The organism is Roseovarius salinarum (genome assembly GCF_002834145.1).
Lineage (GTDB): Bacteria > Pseudomonadota > Alphaproteobacteria > Rhodobacterales > Rhodobacteraceae > Roseovarius > Roseovarius salinarum.
Genome location: NZ_PHNT01000018.1, coordinates 26,114 through 44,590, shown reverse-complemented (window position 1 = coordinate 44,590; position 18,477 = coordinate 26,114). Strand labels below are relative to the sequence as shown.

The following is an 18,477-nucleotide window of genomic DNA, read 5'->3' as shown; positions in this document are numbered from 1 at the left end:
GACCGCATGACCCACATTCTGTCCATCGACCAGGGCACCACCTCGTCGCGCGCGATCCTGTTCGACGGCGCGATGCGCGTGAGCGCCGTCGCACAGGAGGAGTTCCCGCAGCACTACCCCGATAGCGGCTGGGTCGAGCACGACCCCGGCGACATCTGGGTGACCACCGCCGGCACCTGCCGCGAGGTGATCGAACGCGCCGGTATCGGCGCGGAGGAGATCGCCGCGATCGGCATCACGAACCAGCGTGAAACCACGCTCGTCTGGGACCGCGAGACCGGCCAGCCGATCCACAACGCGATCGTCTGGCAGGACCGGCGCACCGCCGCGCTGTGCCGCGACCTGCGCGAGGCCGGGCACGAACCGATGGTGACCGATCGCACCGGCCTTCTGCTCGACCCGTATTTCTCGGGTACCAAGGTGAAATGGCTGCTCGACACCGTCGACGGCGCCCGCGCGCGGGCGGACCGCGGCGAGTTGCTGTTCGGCACGGTCGATTGCTACCTGATCTGGAAACTCACCGGCGGCCAGGTGCACGCCACCGATGCCACCAACGCCGCGCGCACGCTGCTTTACGACATCCGCAAGGGCCGCTGGAGCCGGAGCATGTGCGAGTTGCTGGGCGTGCCGATGGCCATGCTGCCCGAGGTGCGCGACAGCGCCGCCGATTTCGGGCAGACCCGCGGCGATCTGTTCGGCCGCCGGATCCCGATCCGCGGCGTGGCCGGCGACCAGCAGGCCGCGACCGTGGGACAGGCCTGTTTCGCACCCGGCATGATGAAATCCACCTACGGGACGGGCTGCTTCGCGCTGCTCAACACCGGGGACACGCCAGTGGCATCGCAGAACCGGCTGCTGACCACCATCGCCTACCAGCTGGACGGCCAGCCCACCTACGCCCTCGAAGGCTCGATATTCATTGCGGGTGCCGTGGTGCAATGGCTGCGCGACGGGCTCAGAATCATCCGCGAGGCCGCCGAGACGCAGCCGCTGGCCGAAACCGCCGACCCGCATCAGAACGTGGTGCTGGTGCCCGCCTTCACAGGTCTTGGTGCCCCATACTGGAACCCCGAGTGCCGTGGCGCGGTTTTCGGGCTGTCACGGAATACGGGCCCGGCCGAGTTCGCCCGCGCGGCGCTGGAAAGCGTGGGCTACCAGACGCGCGACCTGCTGGATGCCATGCAGGCCGACTGGGCCGGCCACACCGATGCGGCCGGCGAGGTCGCCACGCTGCGCGTGGACGGCGGCATGAGCGCGTCGGACTGGGCGATGCAGTTTCTCGCCGACATCATCGGCGCGCCGGTGGATCGCCCCGAGGTGCGCGAGACCACCGCCCTTGGCGCCGCGTGGCTGGCCGGCATGCAGGCCGGCATCTACCCGGGGCAGGCGGAGTTTGCCGATACCTGGGCGCTGGAGCGCCGGTTCGATCCGCAGATGGCGCGGACCGACCGCGAAGCCGCCTATGCCGCATGGCAGCGGGCCGTGCAGGCCACGCTGGCGTTCTGAGGGCTTTATGGCCGCCGTTCTGCCACCCTTCGAGTTCCGCGCGCCGGCCCGGCTGGTCTTCGGCCGCGGAGAGGCGTCGCGCGCCGCCGCGCTGGGCCGCGCGCTGGGTCGGCGCGTCCTGCTGGTGCAGGGGGGCGGCCGGGCACGAACGGACTGGCTGGGCGATGCCCTGGCCGCGGAGGGGTGTGAAATCATCCGCGTGACCTGCCCGCATGAGCCCGACGTGCCCGCCCTCGAGGCCGCGCTCGAGGCCACCCGTGCGGCGCAGCCGCAGGCGGTCGTAGCCATTGGTGGCGGCGCGGTGATCGACATGGCCAAGGCGCTGGCGGCATTGTTGCCCGCGCCGGGCGGTTTGCACGACCACCTGGAAGTCGTGGGGGCGGGCAAGCCGCTGCGCGCCGATCCCCTGCCGATGCTGGCGCTGCCGACAACGGCCGGAACGGGGGCGGAGGTGACGCGCAACGCCGTGCTCGGCGTGCCCGAGGCGCGCCGCAAGGTCAGCCTGCGCGACGCGCGCGTGGTGCCTGATATCGCGCTGGTGGACCCCGCGCTGACCGACGGCGCACCGCGCGCCGTCACGCTCGCCTCCGGGCTGGACGCTGTCACGCAGGTGATCGAACCCTATGTCTGCACCAGACCCAACCCGATGACCGACGCGCTGTGCCGCGCGGCGATCCCCGAGGGCCTGACGGCGCTGAAAGCGCTGATGTCAGGAGAGGACGCCGCGTCGCGCGATCGGATGGCCTGGGTCAGCCTGTGCGGCGGGTTGGCGTTGTCGAACGCGGGGCTGGGCGCGGTGCACGGGCTGGCCGGCGTGATCGGCGGGGTCACCGACGCGCCGCACGGCGCGATCTGCGGGGCGCTGCTGCCGCACGTTTTGCGCATGAACGCCGCCCGTGTCGATGACGCGGGGCGGCGTGCCCGGCTCGACGCGGTGCTGGGGCTGATCGCTGGCACCTGGGGTGCCGAAAATGGCGATGCGGGGCTGGATGCCCTTGCCCTCTGGAGCCGCGACAACGGGCTTGCGGGGCTCTCCGAGATGGGCGTGACACCGCGGATGCACGAAACCCTGGCCGAAGGCGCGAAGGCCGCGTCCTCGATGAAGCCCAACCCGGCGGATCTGGGCACCGCCGATCTGACCGAGATCCTGTCCGCCGCCGCCTGAACACGGCGGCCACGCGCCCGGTGAGGGCGGGACGGCAGGCGAAGACGAACGGATGTTAGCGCTACCTGCCACGTCGCGGGGGCGCGCAACGAGAAAGGAGTGGAAGACCATGACGATCAAGGCAGCCATCAACGGGTTCGGCCGCATCGGCCGCTGCATCCTGCGCGCGCTGGTCGAGGACGGCCGCGACGACATCGAGATCGTGGCGATCAACGACCTCGGCTCGGTCGAGGCCAACGCGCATCTTCTGAAATACGACAGCAACCACGGCACGCTGACCGTGCCTGTCGAGACCGGCGAGGACCGGCTGACGGTGGACGGCCGCGGCATCCGGGTGACCGCCGAGCGCGACCCGGCGGCGCTGCCCTGGGGCGACGTGGACGTGGTGTTCGAATGCACCGGCGTGTTCACCACGCGCGAGGCCGCCGCCAAGCACCTGGAGAACGGCGCGGGCCGCGTGCTGGTCTCGGCGCCGGCGAAGGGCGCGGACCGCACGGTGGTCTTCGGCGTCAACGAGGACACGCTGACGAACGAGGACAGGGTCGTCTCCAACGGCTCCTGCACCACCAACTGCCTCGCGCCGGTGGCCCAGGTCCTTGACGACGCGTTCGGCATCGAAACCGGTTACATGACCACGATCCACAGCTACACCGGCGACCAGCCGACACTGGATGCCCTGCACAAGGATCTCTACCGCGCCCGCGCCGCGGGGATGAACATGATCCCCACCTCCACGGGTGCGGCGCGTGCCGTGGGCGAGGTTCTGCCGGGCCTCGCGGGCAAGCTCGACGGGTCGGCCATCCGGGTGCCCACGCCCAACGTGTCGGCGGTCGACCTGTGCTTCATGCCGTCCACGCCGGTGACGCCCGATGGCGTCAACGCGGCCGTGCGTGCCGCCGCCGACACCGGGCGGTTGAAGGGCATCCTGGGTGTCACGGACGACCCGCTGGTGTCCTGCGATTTCCGGCACGACGCGCGCTCGTCGATCTTCGCCACCGACCAGACCCGCGCGACCGAGGGCGGGATGATCCGCGTGCTCAGCTGGTACGACAACGAATGGGGGTTTTCCGCGCGGATGCTCGACGTGGGCGTCGCGATGGTGCGCGCGGCCCGCTGACGGCTCAGCCTTCCATAAGGCGCCGGATGTCGGCCACGCGCTGCGCGTTGTCGCGGGCGCGTGTGCCGTCCTCGCGCCAGACCGAGTTCTCGAAGCCCACGCGCACCTTGCCGCCCCTTTCGATGGCGTGGCGAAGGCAGGCTGTTTCGCCCCGTCCAAAGGCGCAGACCGCCCAGTCCGGGGCAAGGCCGCGGGCCGCGATGTCGTGCAGGAACGGGTCGAGATCTACCGGCGCGCTGTCCTGTGTTTCGGAATAGCGGCCCAGGACGAACAGGAGTTGCAGCCCCGGATCCGCCATTTGCGCCGGCGGCAACACGCGCGCCAGAAGGGCCGTGTCATCCGTGTCGTAAAGGATGTGCTGCACCGCGATGCCGGCCTCGGCGCAGCGTTCGAAGAACGCGGCAACCCGGGCGTCCGGCGTGTCGCGGCAGATTTCGCGGATCGAGACCGAGACCATGGCCGCCCCGCTGGTCAGCGCAACGTGGCGCTGGTGGCCGGGGCCGTAGCGGTCCACTGCTTCGGTGGTGACCTGGATGCGCATGTCCGGCACTGCCGCGTTCAGCTCCGAAAGCGCGGCGCGGTAACGGGCGGCGTCCAGAACGTGCCGGCCGGTGTCGTCGCGAAGGTGCAGGTGCAGCCCGTCGGCGCCGGCCGCGCGGCAGGCGCGCGCGCAGTCCAGGATCTCGGTCAGGGTGACGGGCAGGGCGGGGTGGTCCGCCTTGCCGCGCCGGCCGCCGTTGGGCGCGACCATCAATCGCGGCAGGCTCACTTGCCCAGCACCTCCGCCAGGGCCGCTTGCAGCTTGCTCACCAGTTCGTCGACCTGCGCCGCGTCGAGGATGAAGGGCGGCGCCAGAAGCACGTGATCGCCGCGGCGGCCATCGATCGTCCCGCCCATCGGGTAGCAGATCAGCCCGGCCTCGAAGCAGGCGCGCTTGATCTCGCGGTGCACCGCACGCTCGGGCGGGAAGGGCGCCTTGGTGGCACGATCGGCCACGATCTCGAGCCCGCGGAACATGCCGCGGCCGCGGATGTCGCCGACGTGCGGATGCTGGCCGAAGGCATCCTCGAGGGCAGCTGCCAGGGTCTCGCCCATGGTGGCGGCGCGGGCGGTCAGCCCGCCCTCGGTCAGCTTGTGCACAACGGTGTCGGCCGCGGCGCAGGCCGTGGGATGGCCCATGTAGGTGTGGCCGTGCTGGAACAGGCCCGACCCGGTCTCGACCGCGCCATAGATGTCGGCCGTGCACAGCATGGCGCCGATCGGCTGATAACCGGCGCCCAGCCCCTTTGCGATGGTCACGATATCGGGGCGCACACCGTCCTGTTCGCAGGCGAACAGCGTGCCGGTGCGGCCCATGCCGCACATCACCTCGTCGAGGATCAGCAGGATGTCGTGGCGGTCGCAGATCTCGCGGATCCGTTTGAAATAGCCCGGCACCGGCGGCACGGCGCCCGCGGTTGCACCGACCACGGGTTCGGCCACGAAGCCGATCACGCTGTCGGGGCCGATCCGCATGATCTCGGCCTCCAGCTCGTCGGCGACGCGCCGGCCGTATGCCTCGGGCGTCTCGCCGGCATCGCGGTCGCGGTATTCGTAGCACGGCGCGATGTGCGAGGTTTCGATCAGCATCGGCGCGAAGGGCGCGCGCCGCCATTCGTTGCCGCCGGTGGCCAGCGCGCCCAGCGTGTTGCCGTGATAGCTTTGCCGCCGCGCGATGAACCTGTGGCGCCCGGGCTGGCCGATCTCGAGGTAATACTGGCGCGCGAGTTTCAGCGCCGCCTCCATCGCCTCGGACCCGCCGGAGACGAAATAGACTTTCTCGAGCCCCCGGGGCGCGTGGGCGATGAGCCGATCTGCCAGCGATTCGGCCGGTGCGGACGTGAAGAAGCCCGTATGCGCGAACGGCATCTCGTCGACCTGCGCCTTGATCGCGGCGATCACGTCGGGGTCGGAATGGCCCAGGCAGGACACCGCCGCGCCGCCCGACCCGTCGAGGTAACGGTTGCCGTCCGCGTCGATGAGATAGGCCCCGTCGCCGCGCTGTGCCCGCGGCGGCGGCGATTTCGTGTGTCTTGGAAAAACGTGGCTCATGGTGTCCCCCGCGCTTGCGCAGTTGAAACAGAATACTCCAAAGTTGACAAGCCGTGAAACAAATGGAACGGTCAAGCGGGACGTCAACGGGGGGAGGCACGTCTTGCGGGGCTCGTTCGAGCACAGGCTGGCCGAGAAGTACGACGCGCTGAGCGCGCGCCTGCGCGAGGCAGGCGACTACGTGGCGCGCAACCCCGTGGACACGGCGACCCGCAGCCTGCGCTCGGTGGCCGAGGACAGCGGCCTGTCGCCGGCGACGTTCTCGCGGCTAGCGCGCACGCTTGAGTACGAGGGCTACGAGGAACTGCGCGAAGGCATGCGCGAAACGATCGGCCGGCGCGTGCACAGTTTCGCCGACCGCGCCGACCGGCTGCAGGGCGACGCGCGGGCCGGCGGGGCCGGATTTTTCGATGCCCACCGCACCGCGTGCCTGGCGAACCTTCAGGCGCTGTCCGACAGCGTCGACCGCGACCAGCTTTCGGCGGCCGTCGAACGCCTTGATCAGGCCCGACGCGTGGTGCTGGTGGGAGCGCTGGGATCGACCGGCGTGACCGAATACATGTCCTACATGGCCAGCTTCCTGACCGACAACTGGCAGATGGCCGGCCGCATGGGTGCCTCGATGGGCAGCGCGCTGGCCGGGCTTGACGACCGCGACGCGCTGGTGATCGTCACCAAGCCGCCGTTCGCGCGCAAGGCGCTTTCGGCCGCCGAGGCCGCGCGCGAGCAGGGGGCCTATGTCGTGGTTATCACCGACAGCTACGCCTGCCCGGCCCTGCGGCAGGCGCATGCGGGCTTCCTGGTTCCATCGGACAGCCCGCATTTCTTTTCGTCCTATGTGGCAACCCTTTTCCTGGTCGAGACGATCATCGGGATGCTGGCCCACCGGGCCGGGCCCGAGGCCACCGAGAGGATTGCCCAGGTCGAATACCGCAACCGCCGCCTGGAAGAAGTGGGCGACGGCTGACCTCAACCAAGCATCAACCAAGAGGGAGTGCATGATGTTTTCGAAACTCAAGTTCACGATCGCAGGGGCCGCCGCGGCGGCGCTGCTGGCGCCGGTGGCCTCCGCGCAGGAGTTCATCACCATCGGCACCGGTGGCGTGACCGGCGTCTACTACCCCACCGGTGGCGCGATCTGCCGGCTGGTCAACAAGAACCGCCAGGAGCACGGGATCCGTTGCTCGGCCGAGTCCACCGGCGGGTCGGTCTACAACCTCAAGACCATCCGCCAGGGCGAACTGGACTTCGGCGTCGTGCAGTCGGACTGGCAGTACCACGCCTACAACGGCACGTCGCGCTTCGAAGAGGACGGCCCCTTCGAGGAACTTCGCGCGGTGTTCTCGGTCCATCCCGAGCCGTTCAACGTGGTCGCCCGCGCCGATGCCGGCATCGAGACCTTCGACGACCTGAAGGGCAAGCGGGTCAACATCGGCAACCCCGGCTCGGGCCAGCGCGGCACGATGGAGGTGCTGATGGAGGCCAAGGGCTGGACCACCGACGACTTCGAGCTGGCCACCGAACTGAAGTCGGCCGAGCAGAGCCAGGCACTGTGCGACAACCAGATCGACGCCTTCGTGTTCACCGTGGGCCACCCCGCGGGTTCGCTCAAGGAGGCGACGACCGCCTGTGACGCCGTGCTGGTGGACGTGACCGGCCCGGCCGTCGACAAGCTGGTCGAGGAGAACTCCTATTACGGCAAGGCGACGGTGCCCGGCGGCATGTACCGCGGCACCGACGAGGACACGCAGACCTTCGGTGTCGGCGCGACCTTCGTGACCTCGACCGACACGTCGCAAGACGCGGTCTACACGGTCGTCAAGTCGGTTTTCGAGAACTTCGACGCCTTCCGCGGGTTCCACCCGGCGTTTTCCAACCTCGAACCCGAGACGATGATCTCGCGCAGCCTGTCGGCGCCGCTGCACGCCGGTGCCGAGACGTACTACAAGGAGCGTGGCTGGATCGAGTGATGCTGGCCGCGTAACCAACTCGCGCCGGGGCGGGCGGTGTCCGCCCCGGCGCTTTCCGTCCCGGCCATGGCGACGGGCGGCGTTTTTTGAAGGCAGATTCCGGAGGCCGAAGATGGCGCAGGACACCCCGGGCCGCGGCCCGCTCAGCGAAGAGGAGCTTCAGGACCTTGTCGCCTCCAGCGATGCCGGTGCGCGAAGCCCCTCGGGCCCCGTGGGCACGTTCCTGGCCGCGATCGCGATCGTGTGGTCGCTGTTCCAGGTTCTTCTGGCCTCGCCGCTGTCGAACTACGTTCTTCCGGCAGACATCGTGAACAATTCGCGCCAGGTGCACCTGGCCTTTGCCATTTTCCTGGCCTACACGGCCTATCCCGCGCTGAAGTCGAGCCCGCGCAGCTACATCCCCGTTCAGGACTGGGTTATGGCGGCTGTGGGCGCCTTCATCGCGCTTTACGGGCTGATCTTCTATGAAAAGATCGTCAGCAGCGGCGGGCTGGCCGACGACACCGACAAGTGGTTCGCGCTGGTCGGGCTGATCCTTCTGTTCGAGGGGGCGCGTCGCGCGCTGGGCCCGGCCATGGCCGTGATCGCCACGATTTTCCTGCTCTACGTCTTCTTCGGCGCCAGCGACTGGGTCCCCGACGTGATCCGCTGGAAGGGCGCATCGCTGCAGAAGGCGATGAGCCACATGTGGACGACCTCCGAGGGCGTGTTCGGCATCGCGCTGGGCGTGTCCACGAAGTTCGTGTTTCTCTTCGTGCTCTTCGGCGCGATGCTCGAGAAGGCCGGCGCCGGCAACTACTTCATCAAGATGGCCTTCGGCGCGCTGGGCCACCTGCGCGGCGGCCCCGCCAAGGCCGCGGTCGTCGGCTCGGCCGCGACGGGGCTGATCTCGGGGTCGAGCATCGCCAACGTGGTGACCACCGGCACCTTCACAATCCCGCTGATGAAGCGGGTGGGCTTTACCTCCGAAAAGGGCGGCGCCGTCGAGGTGGCCAGTTCCGTCAACGGCCAGATCATGCCACCCGTGATGGGCGCCGCGGCCTTCCTGATGGTCGAATACGTCGGCATATCGTATGTCGCGGTCATCACCCACGCCTTCCTGCCGGCGGCGATCAGCTATATCGCGCTGGTCTACATCGTCCACCTCGAGGCGGTGAAGAACAACATGCCCACCCTGGGCGACCGCGTGGTCAGCCTGGGCCGCACGATCGGCGGCATGGCGGCCTTCTTCGCGGGCTTCGCGCTGTTGTGCTACGCGGTGAAGTTCCCGGTGGGCTGGATCACGGCGCTGGTGCCCGAAGGGGCCGCCTGGATCTTCGCCGTTGTGCTGGGCATCGCATACCTCGGCCTTCTGTGGTTCGCCGCGCAGGTACCCGATCTCGAGCCCGACGACCCCATGGCCGAGGACGTGCGCCTGCCGGTCGTGGCAGAGATCTACCGCTGCGGTCTCTACTTCCTGCTGCCGATCATCGTGCTGGTCTACCTGCTGATGATCGAGCAGAAATCGCCGGGCCTCAGCGCCTTCTGGGCCTCGGCGCTGCTGTTCGTCATCCTGCTGACCCAGCGCCCGATCAAGGCGGCCTTCCGCGGCGAAAGCGATATCGTGATGGCCGCCCGCTTCGGCGTGATCGACTTCTTCGGCGGGCTGGTGGACGGCGCGCGCAACATGATCGGCATCGCGCTGGCCACCGCCACGGCCGGCGTCATCGTGGGCACGGTGACCCTGACCGGGGTGGGGCAGGTCATGGCCGGGCTGGTCGAGTTCATGTCGGGCGGCAACCTGGTGTTGATGCTGCTGATGGTCGGCCTTCTGAGCCTGGTGCTGGGCATGGGGCTGCCGACGACGGCCAACTACATCGTCGTCAGCTCGCTGATGGCGGGCGTGGTCGTGCAGCTGGGCGCCGAGGGCGGCCTGCTGGTGCCCCTGATCGCCGTGCACCTGTTCGTGTTCTACTTCGGGATCATGGCGGACGTCACGCCGCCGGTCGGATTGGCCAGTTTCGCCGCCGCGGCGGTGTCGGGGGGCGACGCGATCCGCACCGGCTTCACCGCCTTCTTCTATTCCCTGCGCACGGTGATCCTGCCCTTCATGTTCATCTTCAACACCGATCTTCTGCTGATCGACGTGGGCGTGTTGCAGGGCGTCTTCATCTTCGTCGTGGCCTCGATCGCGATCCTCGTTTTCACCGCCGGGTCGATGGGGTGGTTCCTGACGCGCAACCGCATCTACGAAAGCGTTCTGCTGATCCTCGTGGCGTTCTCGCTGTTCCGGCCGGATTTCTTCATGGACAGGATCCAGCCACCGTTCGAGACGGTCGAGCCGGCCAAGCTGGAACAGGCGCTGGACCGCGCCGAGGTGGGCGACGAGGTGCGCATGGTCGTCACCGGCCCCGATTTCCTGACCGGCGACACGAAGGAAACGACCCTGCTGCTGGCCGTCGAGGCAGAAGGCAGCGGCGCCGAACGCCTGGAGCGGACAGGGCTGACGATCCGCACGGAAGACGGGGTCGCGAAGCTCGAACAGCCGATGTTCGGCACGCCCTACGAGCAGCGGCTCAAGAGCTTCGATTTCTTTGCCGACACGCCGGTGACGGTGGAGTCCGTCAAGGCGCCCGCCGATCAGCCGCCGCAGGAACTGATCTTCATTCCCGCCTTTGTCCTGCTGGGCCTCATCGCCCTTCTGCAGCGCGCACGCATGACCAAACAGCCCGAGGGGGTGCCCGCATGACACGCGAAAAACCGGTGCTCTGCGCCGTGGACATCAGCAACGAGGACCGCGATGCCAAGGTGCTGGCCAGGGCGGCGCAATTGGCCGAGCTGGATGGCGTGCAGCTTGACGTCATAACGGTCGTGCCCGATTACGGCATGAGCGTCGTGGGCAGCTATTTCGACAGCAGCCACCACGACAAGGCGGTTGAGGAGGCGCGCCGGCGCCTGAACGAGCTGGTGGAGGAAACGCTGGGCGTGGAGGCCAACGAAAAGGTCCGCCACATCGTCGCCACCGGAAACGCCTATGACGAGATCCTGCACGTCGCCTCGGCCGACGGGGCCGGGCTGATCGTGATCGGCGCGCACAAGCCCGATTTCAAGGATTACCTGCTCGGGCCGAACGCGGCGCGGGTGGTGCGGCACTCGGATTGCTCGGTCTACGTCGTACGGTGATCGTGCCCGGTGCATCCGGCGCGGCGTGCCCGTGCCGGCCACCCGCGGCCCGCGTCGTCAGATCTCCTCGACCTCGCGCACGCCGCCGAGGCTCTTGATCGCGCCGCGGATCTGCGGGGTCACGGTGAAGTCGCGGCCGGCGTCGATCTCGATCTCGCCGGGCAGGTCGTCGCCCATCAACCGGAACACGATCGGCCCGCGCGCGGCCCGCCCGGGCCGGGCGGCCTGTTCGCCCTGTTCCAGCACCGACGCCACCGCCGCCGCCGCGCCCGCGTCCTCGAGGTAGATGCGCAGCCCTGCCGCGCCGGCATCGGCCACGACCCCGTCGGCGGGTGACACGCCGCGCCCCAGCAGCTTGAGCTGATCGGCCTCCATCGTCGCCTCGGCGGTGACGACCACCTGCGTGCCGGTTTCCAGGTGGTCGCGCGCGGCCTCGAGCGTTTCGGAAAACAGCGTGACCTCGTAGCCGCCGGTGGTGTCCGACAACTGCACGAAGGCGAAGCGATTGCCGCGGGCCGATTTGCGCTCCTTCCGGCCGGCGACCACGCCGGCAATCTTGACCACCGCCGCGCCGGTGCGTTCGACCATCTCGGTCACCTCGTCGAGCGTGCGCACGTCCTTGCGCCGCAGGGCGGCCATGTAATCGTCCAGCGGGTGACCCGACAGGTAGAACCCCACCGCCCTGAACTCCTCGGTCAGTCGTTCGGCGGGCAGCCAGTCGGCGACCGCCGCCAGCCGCGGTTCCGGCAGGTCGTCGCCCGCGTCGCCGAACAGCGACACCTGGTCGGAGTTCTTCTGGTCGTGCACGGCGGCCGAGTAGTTCATCAGCGCCTCCAGGCTGTCGAAGACGCGGCGCCGGTTCGGGTCGAGCTGGTCGAAGGCCCCGGCGCGGGCGAGCATCTCCAGCCCCCGCTTGCCGATGCCGCGCAGGTCGACCCGCCGGGCGAAATCGTAAATCGTGGCGAACGGCCGGTCGCCGCGCGCCTGCGCGATCAGCTTCATCGCGTCCACGCCCACGTTCTTGAGCGCGCCCAGGGCGTAGTGCAGCCGCCCGTCACGCACCACGAAGCTCGCCTCGGACCGGTTCACGCAGGGCGGCGCCCACGGCAGCCCCAGCCCCTTCTTCACTTCCTGGAAATACACTGCCAGCTTGTCGGTCAGGTGGATGTCGCAGTTCATGACCCCGGCCATGAATTCCACGGGGTGATTGGCCTTCAGCCATGCCGTCTGATAGCTGACGACGGCATAGGCGGCGGCATGGGACTTGTTGAAACCGTAGTTGGCGAACTTGTCGAGCAGGTTCCACACCTCCACGGCCTTCGCCTCGTCCACGCCGCCCGCCTTGGCGCCCTCGATGAACTTCGGGCGCTCGGCGTCCATCGCCTCCTGGATCTTCTTGCCCATTGCCCGGCGCAGCAGGTCCGCGCCGCCGAGGCTGTACCCCGCCATTTCCTGCGCGATCTGCATCACCTGTTCCTGGTAGACGATGATGCCCTGCGTTTCGTCGAGGATATGGTCGATCGAGGGATGGATGTGGTCGCGCTCGGACTGCCCGTTCTTGACCTCGCAATACTTCGGGATGTTCTCCATCGGGCCGGGACGGTAGAGCGCCACCAGCGCCACGATGTCCTCGATGCAGGTGGGTTTCATCCGCTTGAGCGCATCGCGCATGCCCTCGCTTTCCACCTGGAACACGGCGACGGTCCGGGCGCTGGCGTAAAGGTCATAGGTCGCCGGGTCGTCCAGCGGGATGGCCCCGATGTCGTTCTCGGCGCCCTCGGGCGGGTCGTAAAGTCGCGTGCCGTCGGCGGCCACATGCAGCGGGCGGCCACCCGCGCGGATCTGGTCCACCGCGTTCTGGATGACCGTCAGCGTCTTGAGCCCGAGGAAGTCGAACTTCACCAGCCCGGCCTGTTCAACCCACTTCATGTTGAACTGGGTGGCCGGCATCTCGGAGCGGGGATCCTGGTAGAGCGGCACCAGTTCGTCGAGCGGACGGTCGCCGATCACCACGCCCGCTGCGTGCGTGGAGGCGTTGCGCAGCAGCCCCTCGACCTGCTGGCCGTAGGTGAGCAGCCGGTCGACCACCTCCTCCTGGTCGGCGGCCTCGCGCAGGCGGGGCTCGTCGGCCAGCGCCTTCTCGATGCTCACGGGCTTCACGCCCTCGACGGGGATCAGCTTGGACAGCTTGTCGACCTGCCCGTAGGGCATTTGCAGCACCCGGCCCACGTCGCGTACCGCCGCCTTGGACAGCAGCGCGCCGAAGGTGATGATCTGTCCCACCTTGTCGCGGCCGTATTTCTCCTGGACGTAGGCGATGACCTCCTCGCGCCGTTCCATGCAGAAGTCGATGTCGAAATCCGGCATCGACACGCGCTCGGGGTTCAGGAAGCGTTCGAACAGCAGCGAATAACGCAGCGGGTCGAGGTCGGTGATCGTCAGCGCGTAGGCCACCAGGCTGCCCGCGCCCGAACCGCGCCCCGGCCCGACGGGAATGTCGCGCGCCTTGGCCCACTTGATGAAGTCGGCGACGATCAGGAAGTAGCCCGGAAACCCCATCCGCTCGATGATCCCCAGTTCCATCTCGAGGCGGGCCTCGTAATCCGCCACCGGCGCGGCGTGCGGGATCACCTCCAGCCGGCGTTTCAACCCCTCCTGGGCCTGCCGGCGCAACTCGTCGACCTCGTCCTCGGCGAAGCGGGGCAGGATCGGGTCGCGCCTGTAGGCGCCGAAGGCGCAGCGCCTGGCGATCTCCACGGTATTTTCCACCGCCTCGGGCAGGTCGGCGAAAAGCGCCGCCATCTCCTCGCCCGACTTGAAGTAGTGCTGCGCGGTCACGCGCCGGCGCGGCTCGTTCTGGTCGACATAGGCCCCGTCGGCGATGCACAGCATGGCGTCATGCGCCTCGTACATGTCGGCGGTGGGGAAATGGACGTTGTTCGTGGCCACCAGCGGCAGGCGCTTGGCATAGGCCATCTCGACGTGGCCGCGCTCGGTGGCACGCTCCGCCTGCGGCTGTCCCGCCTCGCCGGGGTGGCGCTGCAGCTCGACGTAAAGACGATCGCCGAAGGCGGCATGCAACTGGTCCAGCAGTGCCTCGGCCGCGGGGCGCTGGCCGCCCTGCAGCAGCCGGCCGACCGCCCCGTCCGGCCCGCCGGTCAGGCAGATCAGCCCGCCGGCGTGCGCGCACAGCTCCTTGGTCGTGACGTGACAGGGGTTGCCGTCGCCGCGCAGGTAGAGGAGGCTGTTGAGCTTCATCAGGTTGCGATAGCCCGTCTCGTCCTGTGCCAGCAGAACCACGGGCGCGGGCGGCCTGGGCCGCGCACCCGGTGGCGTCTCGAGGTAGGCCAGGTCGACCTGGCAGCCCATGATCGGCTGGATGCCCGCCCCCTGGGCGGTGACGGAGAATTCCAGCGCGCCGAACATGTTGTTGGTGTCGGTCACGGCCACGGCGGGCATCCCGGCGTCCTGGCACAGCGCGGGCAGCTGCTTGAGGCGCACCGCCCCTTCCAGCAGGGAATACTCGGTGTGCACGCGAAGGTGGATGAATCGGGGCTGGCTGCTCATGGGGCAACCCTAGCGCGCCCGGCGGCGCCGGGAAATCCCCGCCGAGCGCGCAGGATTTTCGCGCCAGCGGCGAAAAAACGGGCATTTGCCGGGAATCCTTGAAAGAGTTTCGCGGCCCCGCCCCGAATCCCGGCTTGCAAGCGGCCCCGGTTGCGCCTTTTGATTGACGCTGCCGCAGGGCGCGGGGCACCACGGCGGCGCTGCAACCGGGGCCGGAGGGGACGAGGCGTTGACGACCACCCTGCTCGAGATCGAGGGACTGACCAAGGGCTACCCCGGGGTGGTGGCCAACGACGACGTCTCCTTCTCGATCCGCGAGGGCGAGGTCCACGCGCTTCTGGGCGAGAACGGCGCGGGCAAGTCCACCCTCGTCAAGATGATCTACGGTCTCGTGCGCCCCGACGCGGGGCAGATGCACCTGCAAGGCAGCCCCTACCGGCCGGCGGAGCCGCGCGCGGCGCGGGCCGCGGGGGTTGCCATGGTGTTCCAGCACTTCTCGCTGTTCGAGGCGCTCAGCGTGGCCGAGAACGTGGCGCTGGGCATGGAGACCGCGCCGCCGCAGCGCCAGCTCGCCGCGCGGATCCGTGAGGTGTCCGAAACCTACGGGCTTCCGCTCGATCCCTTCCGCACGGTGGGTGACCTTTCGGCGGGCGAACGCCAGCGCGTCGAGATCGTGCGGTGCCTGCTGCAGGAGCCGCGGCTGCTGATCATGGACGAGCCGACGAGCGTGCTCACCCCGCAGGAGGTCGATATCCTGTTCCAGACCCTGCGCAAGCTGGCGGCGGAAGGCGTGGCGATCCTTTACATCAGCCACAAGCTCGACGAGATCCGCGCGCTGTGCGACCACGCCACGATCCTGCGGCAGGGGCGCAACGTGGGCACCTGCGTGCCGCGCGAGACCTCGGCGCGCGGCATGGCCGAGATGATGGTCGGCAGCGCCTTTGCCGCGCCCGAGGGGCGCGGCCGCGCCGCCGGCGAGGTCGCGCTCGACGTCAGCGGGCTTTCGCTGGCCTCGCCGCGCGCGTTCGGCACGCCGTTGCGCAACATCCATTTCACCGTGCGTGCGGGCGAGATCCTGGGCATCGGCGGGGTGGCCGGCAACGGCCAGGACGAATTGCTCGCCGCCCTGTCCGGCGAACTCGCGAGCCCGCCCGGCGCCGTGCGGCTGGCGGGTGTGCCCGTGGGCGCATCCGGTCCCGCGGCGCGGCGGCGCGCGGGGTTGCTGGCCGCGCCAGAGGAACGGCTGGGCCATGCCGCGGCCCCGGACATGAGCCTGACGGAAAACGCCCTTCTGACCGGCGCGCAGCGTGAGGGGCTGCTTTCGCGCGGGTTCGTGCGCTGGGGGGCGGCCCGCAGCTTCGCCCGGCGCGTCATCGACGCCTTCGACGTGCGCACGCCGGGGCCGGACACGGCCGCGCGCGCCTTGTCGGGGGGCAACCTGCAGAAATTCGTCATCGGCCGCGAGGTGCTGCAGCGTCCCACCGTCCTTGTCGCCAACCAGCCGACCTGGGGCGTCGACGCGGCGGCCGCGGCGGCCATCCGGCAGGCGCTGCTGGATCTCGCGGCCCAAGGCGCGGCCGTGGTCTGCATCAGCCAGGACCTCGACGAGCTCATGCAGGTCAGCGACCGTTTCTGCGCCCTCAACGAGGGCCGGCTGTCCGACATCCGCCCGGCCTCGGAGATGAGCGTGGAGGAAATCGGCCTGATGATGGGCGGCGCCCACGGCATGGAGGTGGCCCATGTCTGACGCAGCGCGCCGTGCCCCGGCGGCCCGTCCACCCGTTTCATCTTGCCCGAAATACTCCGGGGGTGAGGCCGCAGGCCGAGGGGGCGGCGCCCCCTTCGCCCGCGCCGGCCACGGGACACGGCGGCGGGGCGCGCCATGCTGAGGCTGGAAAGGCGCCCGCAGCCGTCGCGCCTGTGGACGTGGCTTGCCCCGCTGCTGGCGGTGCTGGCCACCATGGTCGCCGGCGGGCTGCTGTTCGCACTTCTGGGCAAGAATCCCTACGAGGCCGTCGCGACGATCTTCTGGGAACCGCTGTTCGGCGAGTTCGCCAGCTATTACCGCCCGCAGCTCCTGGTCAAGGGCGCGCCGCTGGTCCTGATCGGGATCGGGCTGGGCCTCGGCTTCCGGGCCGGCATATGGAACATCGGCGCCGAGGGCCAGTACATCGTGGGCGCGCTCACCGGCGCGGGTGTCGGGCTGGCCGTCTACCCGCTGGATGCCTGGTTCGTCTTCCCGCTGATGGTGATCGCCGGGGCGCTCGGCGGCTGGGCCTGGGCGATGATTCCCGCGCTTCTGAAGGTCCGTTTCGGCACCAACGAGATCCTGGTCTCGCTGATGCTCGTCTATGTCGCCGAGGAGCTGCTGGCGGCGATGGCGCTGGGGCCGATGAAGAACCCCGAGGGCATGGGCTTCCCCGGCAGCCGCAACCTGCAGCAGTATCCCGCCGCCCACAACGCCGAGATCCTCACGGGCACGGGCATGCACTGGGGTGTCGTGGCGGCCCTGATCGCGGTGATCTTCGCCTACGTGCTGCTGGGTCGGCACATCCTGGGGTACCACATCCGGCTGAGCGGGCAGGCGCCGCGCGCGGCGCGGTTCGCCGGAGTGCGGCCCGCCCGGCTCGTCCTGACGTGCCTGGGGATATCCGGCGCGCTGGCCGGGCTGGCGGGCATGTTCGAGGTCTCCGGCCCCGCCGGGCAGGTCAGCATCGATTTCAACGTGGGCTACGGCTTCACCGCGATCATCGTGGCCTTCCTCGGCCGCCTGCACCCGGCGGGCATCGCGCTGGCGGGCCTGCTGATGGCGCTGACGTACATCGGCGGCGAGATCGCGCAATCGAACCTCGGGCTGCCCGCCGCCGCCATCCAGATGTTCCAGGGCATGCTGCTGTTCTTCCTGCTGGCGGTGGATCTGTTCACCAACTTCCGGGTTCGCCTGCGCAAGACGGAGGTCGCCTGATGGACCTTTCCTCGATCAACCCGGTGCTGTTGCTGGCCTCGCTGATCGTGGCGGCCACCCCGATCCTGGTCGCCGCCATCGGCGAACTCGTGGTCGAACGCGCCGGCGTGCTCAACCTCGGGGTCGAGGGGATGATGATCACCGGGGCGATCTGCGGCTTCGCCGTGGCGGTCGAGACGGGGTCGCCCGCGCTGGGCTTTCTCGCGGCCGCGGCCGGGGGCGCCGCCCTGTCGGGGCTCTTTGCCGCGCTCACGCAGTTCGCACTGGCCAACCAGGTCGCCAGCGGCCTGGCGCTGACGCTCTTCGGGCTGGGGCTGTCATCGCTGATGGGGCAGGGCTATGTCGGCGTCAAACCGCCCGCCACGCCGCGGCTCGACATCCCGCTGCTGGGCGACATCCCCGTGCTGGGCCGGGTCGTCTTCGGCCACGACCTGGTGGTCTACCTCGGGCTCGCGCTGGTCGTCGTCGTCTGGGCATGGCTGAAATTCACCCGCGCGGGGCTGGTGCTGCGCGCGGTCGGCGAGAACCACGACGCCGCCCATGCGCTGGGCTACAAGGTGGTGCGCCTGCGGTTGCTCGCGATCGGGTTCGGCGGGGCCTGCGCGGGGCTGGGCGGCGCCTATATCAGCCTCGTGCGCGTGCCGCAGTGGACGGAAGGGATGACCGCCGGCGCCGGCTGGATCGCGCTGGCGCTTGTGGTCTTCGCCAGCTGGAAGCCGGGGCGCGTGCTGCTGGGGGCGTGGCTGTTCGGGGGCGTCACGGTGCTGCAGCTCAACCTTCAGGCGGCGGGCATCGCGATCCCGGTGGAGTATCTTTCGATGTCGCCCTACTTGATCACGATCCTCGTGCTGGTCATCATGTCGGCCGACCGAAGCCGTGCGCCGGCGTCGCTGGGCCGCATCTTCCATGCCTCGGGCTGAGGCCGAACTCACGT

General features: G+C 69.3%; 13 protein-coding genes. 10 read left to right on the top strand and 3 right to left on the bottom strand.

Annotated elements, in window-relative coordinates; genetic code table 11:
• Positions 1–6: 6 nt before the first annotated feature.
• The 3 genes from glpK to gap all read left to right on the top strand — a co-directional run bounded on the left by glpK (position 7) and on the right by gap (position 3,788).
• Positions 7–1,506 carry a glycerol kinase GlpK gene (gene glpK, locus CEF10_RS14450; protein ID WP_101068886.1) on the top strand — a complete coding sequence of 500 codons (1,500 nt, stop codon included), beginning with the start codon at positions 7–9 and terminating at the stop codon, positions 1,504–1,506.
• 19 nt (positions 1,507–1,525) lie between these two features.
• Positions 1,526–2,671 carry an iron-containing alcohol dehydrogenase gene (locus CEF10_RS14445; RefSeq protein ID WP_408638485.1) on the top strand — a complete coding sequence of 382 codons (1,146 nt, stop codon included), beginning with the start codon at positions 1,526–1,528 and terminating at the stop codon, positions 2,669–2,671.
• A 109-nt stretch (positions 2,672–2,780) separates the two neighbouring features.
• Entirely contained in the window at positions 2,781–3,788 is a 1,008-nt protein-coding gene (gene gap / locus CEF10_RS14440) for a type I glyceraldehyde-3-phosphate dehydrogenase (RefSeq protein ID WP_101068884.1), read from the top strand.
• A 4-nt stretch (positions 3,789–3,792) separates the two neighbouring features.
• On the opposite strand, the gene CEF10_RS14435 is transcribed toward gap, so the two are convergent.
• Positions 3,793–4,557, bottom strand: coding sequence for a BKACE family enzyme (locus CEF10_RS14435; RefSeq protein WP_232796524.1), 765 nt, complete (start codon positions 4,555–4,557; stop codon positions 3,793–3,795).
• Positions 4,554–5,879, bottom strand: coding sequence for an aspartate aminotransferase family protein (locus tag CEF10_RS14430; RefSeq protein WP_101068882.1), 1,326 nt, complete (start codon positions 5,877–5,879; stop codon positions 4,554–4,556). The genes CEF10_RS14435 and CEF10_RS14430 overlap by 4 nt, the downstream gene beginning before the upstream one ends.
• A 103-nt stretch (positions 5,880–5,982) precedes the next feature.
• Between CEF10_RS14430 and CEF10_RS14425 the strand changes: the two genes are divergently transcribed.
• From CEF10_RS14425 to CEF10_RS14410, 4 genes are all read left to right on the top strand, one after another.
• On the top strand, positions 5,983–6,846 hold the full coding sequence (locus CEF10_RS14425) for a MurR/RpiR family transcriptional regulator (RefSeq protein ID WP_232796523.1): 864 nt from the start codon (positions 5,983–5,985) through the stop codon (positions 6,844–6,846).
• 34 nt (positions 6,847–6,880) lie between these two features.
• Positions 6,881–7,849: a TAXI family TRAP transporter solute-binding subunit gene (locus CEF10_RS14420; protein ID WP_101068901.1), complete on the top strand. Its 969-nt coding sequence runs from the start codon at positions 6,881–6,883 to the stop codon at positions 7,847–7,849.
• Between the two features lie 112 nt (positions 7,850–7,961).
• A complete protein-coding gene (locus CEF10_RS14415; RefSeq protein ID WP_101068881.1) occupies positions 7,962–10,577 on the top strand; it encodes a TRAP transporter permease in 2,616 nt (871 codons plus the stop codon).
• Positions 10,574–11,011: a universal stress protein gene (locus CEF10_RS14410; protein ID WP_101068880.1), complete on the top strand. Its 438-nt coding sequence runs from the start codon at positions 10,574–10,576 to the stop codon at positions 11,009–11,011. Before CEF10_RS14415 ends, CEF10_RS14410 begins: the two co-directional genes overlap by 4 nt.
• A 57-nt stretch (positions 11,012–11,068) precedes the next feature.
• Here CEF10_RS14410 and dnaE read toward each other — a convergent pair whose 3' ends face one another.
• Positions 11,069–14,578: a DNA polymerase III subunit alpha gene (gene dnaE / locus CEF10_RS14405; protein WP_101068879.1), complete on the bottom strand. Its 3,510-nt coding sequence runs from the start codon at positions 14,576–14,578 to the stop codon at positions 11,069–11,071.
• Between the two features lie 229 nt (positions 14,579–14,807).
• On the opposite strand from dnaE, the gene CEF10_RS14400 reads away from it, so the two are divergent.
• The 3 genes from CEF10_RS14400 to CEF10_RS14390 all read left to right on the top strand — a co-directional run bounded on the left by CEF10_RS14400 (position 14,808) and on the right by CEF10_RS14390 (position 18,463).
• On the top strand, positions 14,808–16,325 hold the full coding sequence (locus CEF10_RS14400) for an ABC transporter ATP-binding protein (protein ID WP_101068900.1): 1,518 nt from the start codon (positions 14,808–14,810) through the stop codon (positions 16,323–16,325).
• A 135-nt stretch (positions 16,326–16,460) separates the two neighbouring features.
• Entirely contained in the window at positions 16,461–17,543 is a 1,083-nt protein-coding gene (locus tag CEF10_RS14395; RefSeq protein WP_101068878.1) for an ABC transporter permease, read from the top strand.
• Positions 17,543–18,463, top strand: coding sequence for an ABC transporter permease (locus tag CEF10_RS14390; RefSeq protein ID WP_101068877.1), 921 nt, complete (start codon positions 17,543–17,545; stop codon positions 18,461–18,463). Before CEF10_RS14395 ends, CEF10_RS14390 begins: the two co-directional genes overlap by 1 nt.
• The last annotated feature ends 14 nt before the right edge of the window (positions 18,464–18,477 follow it).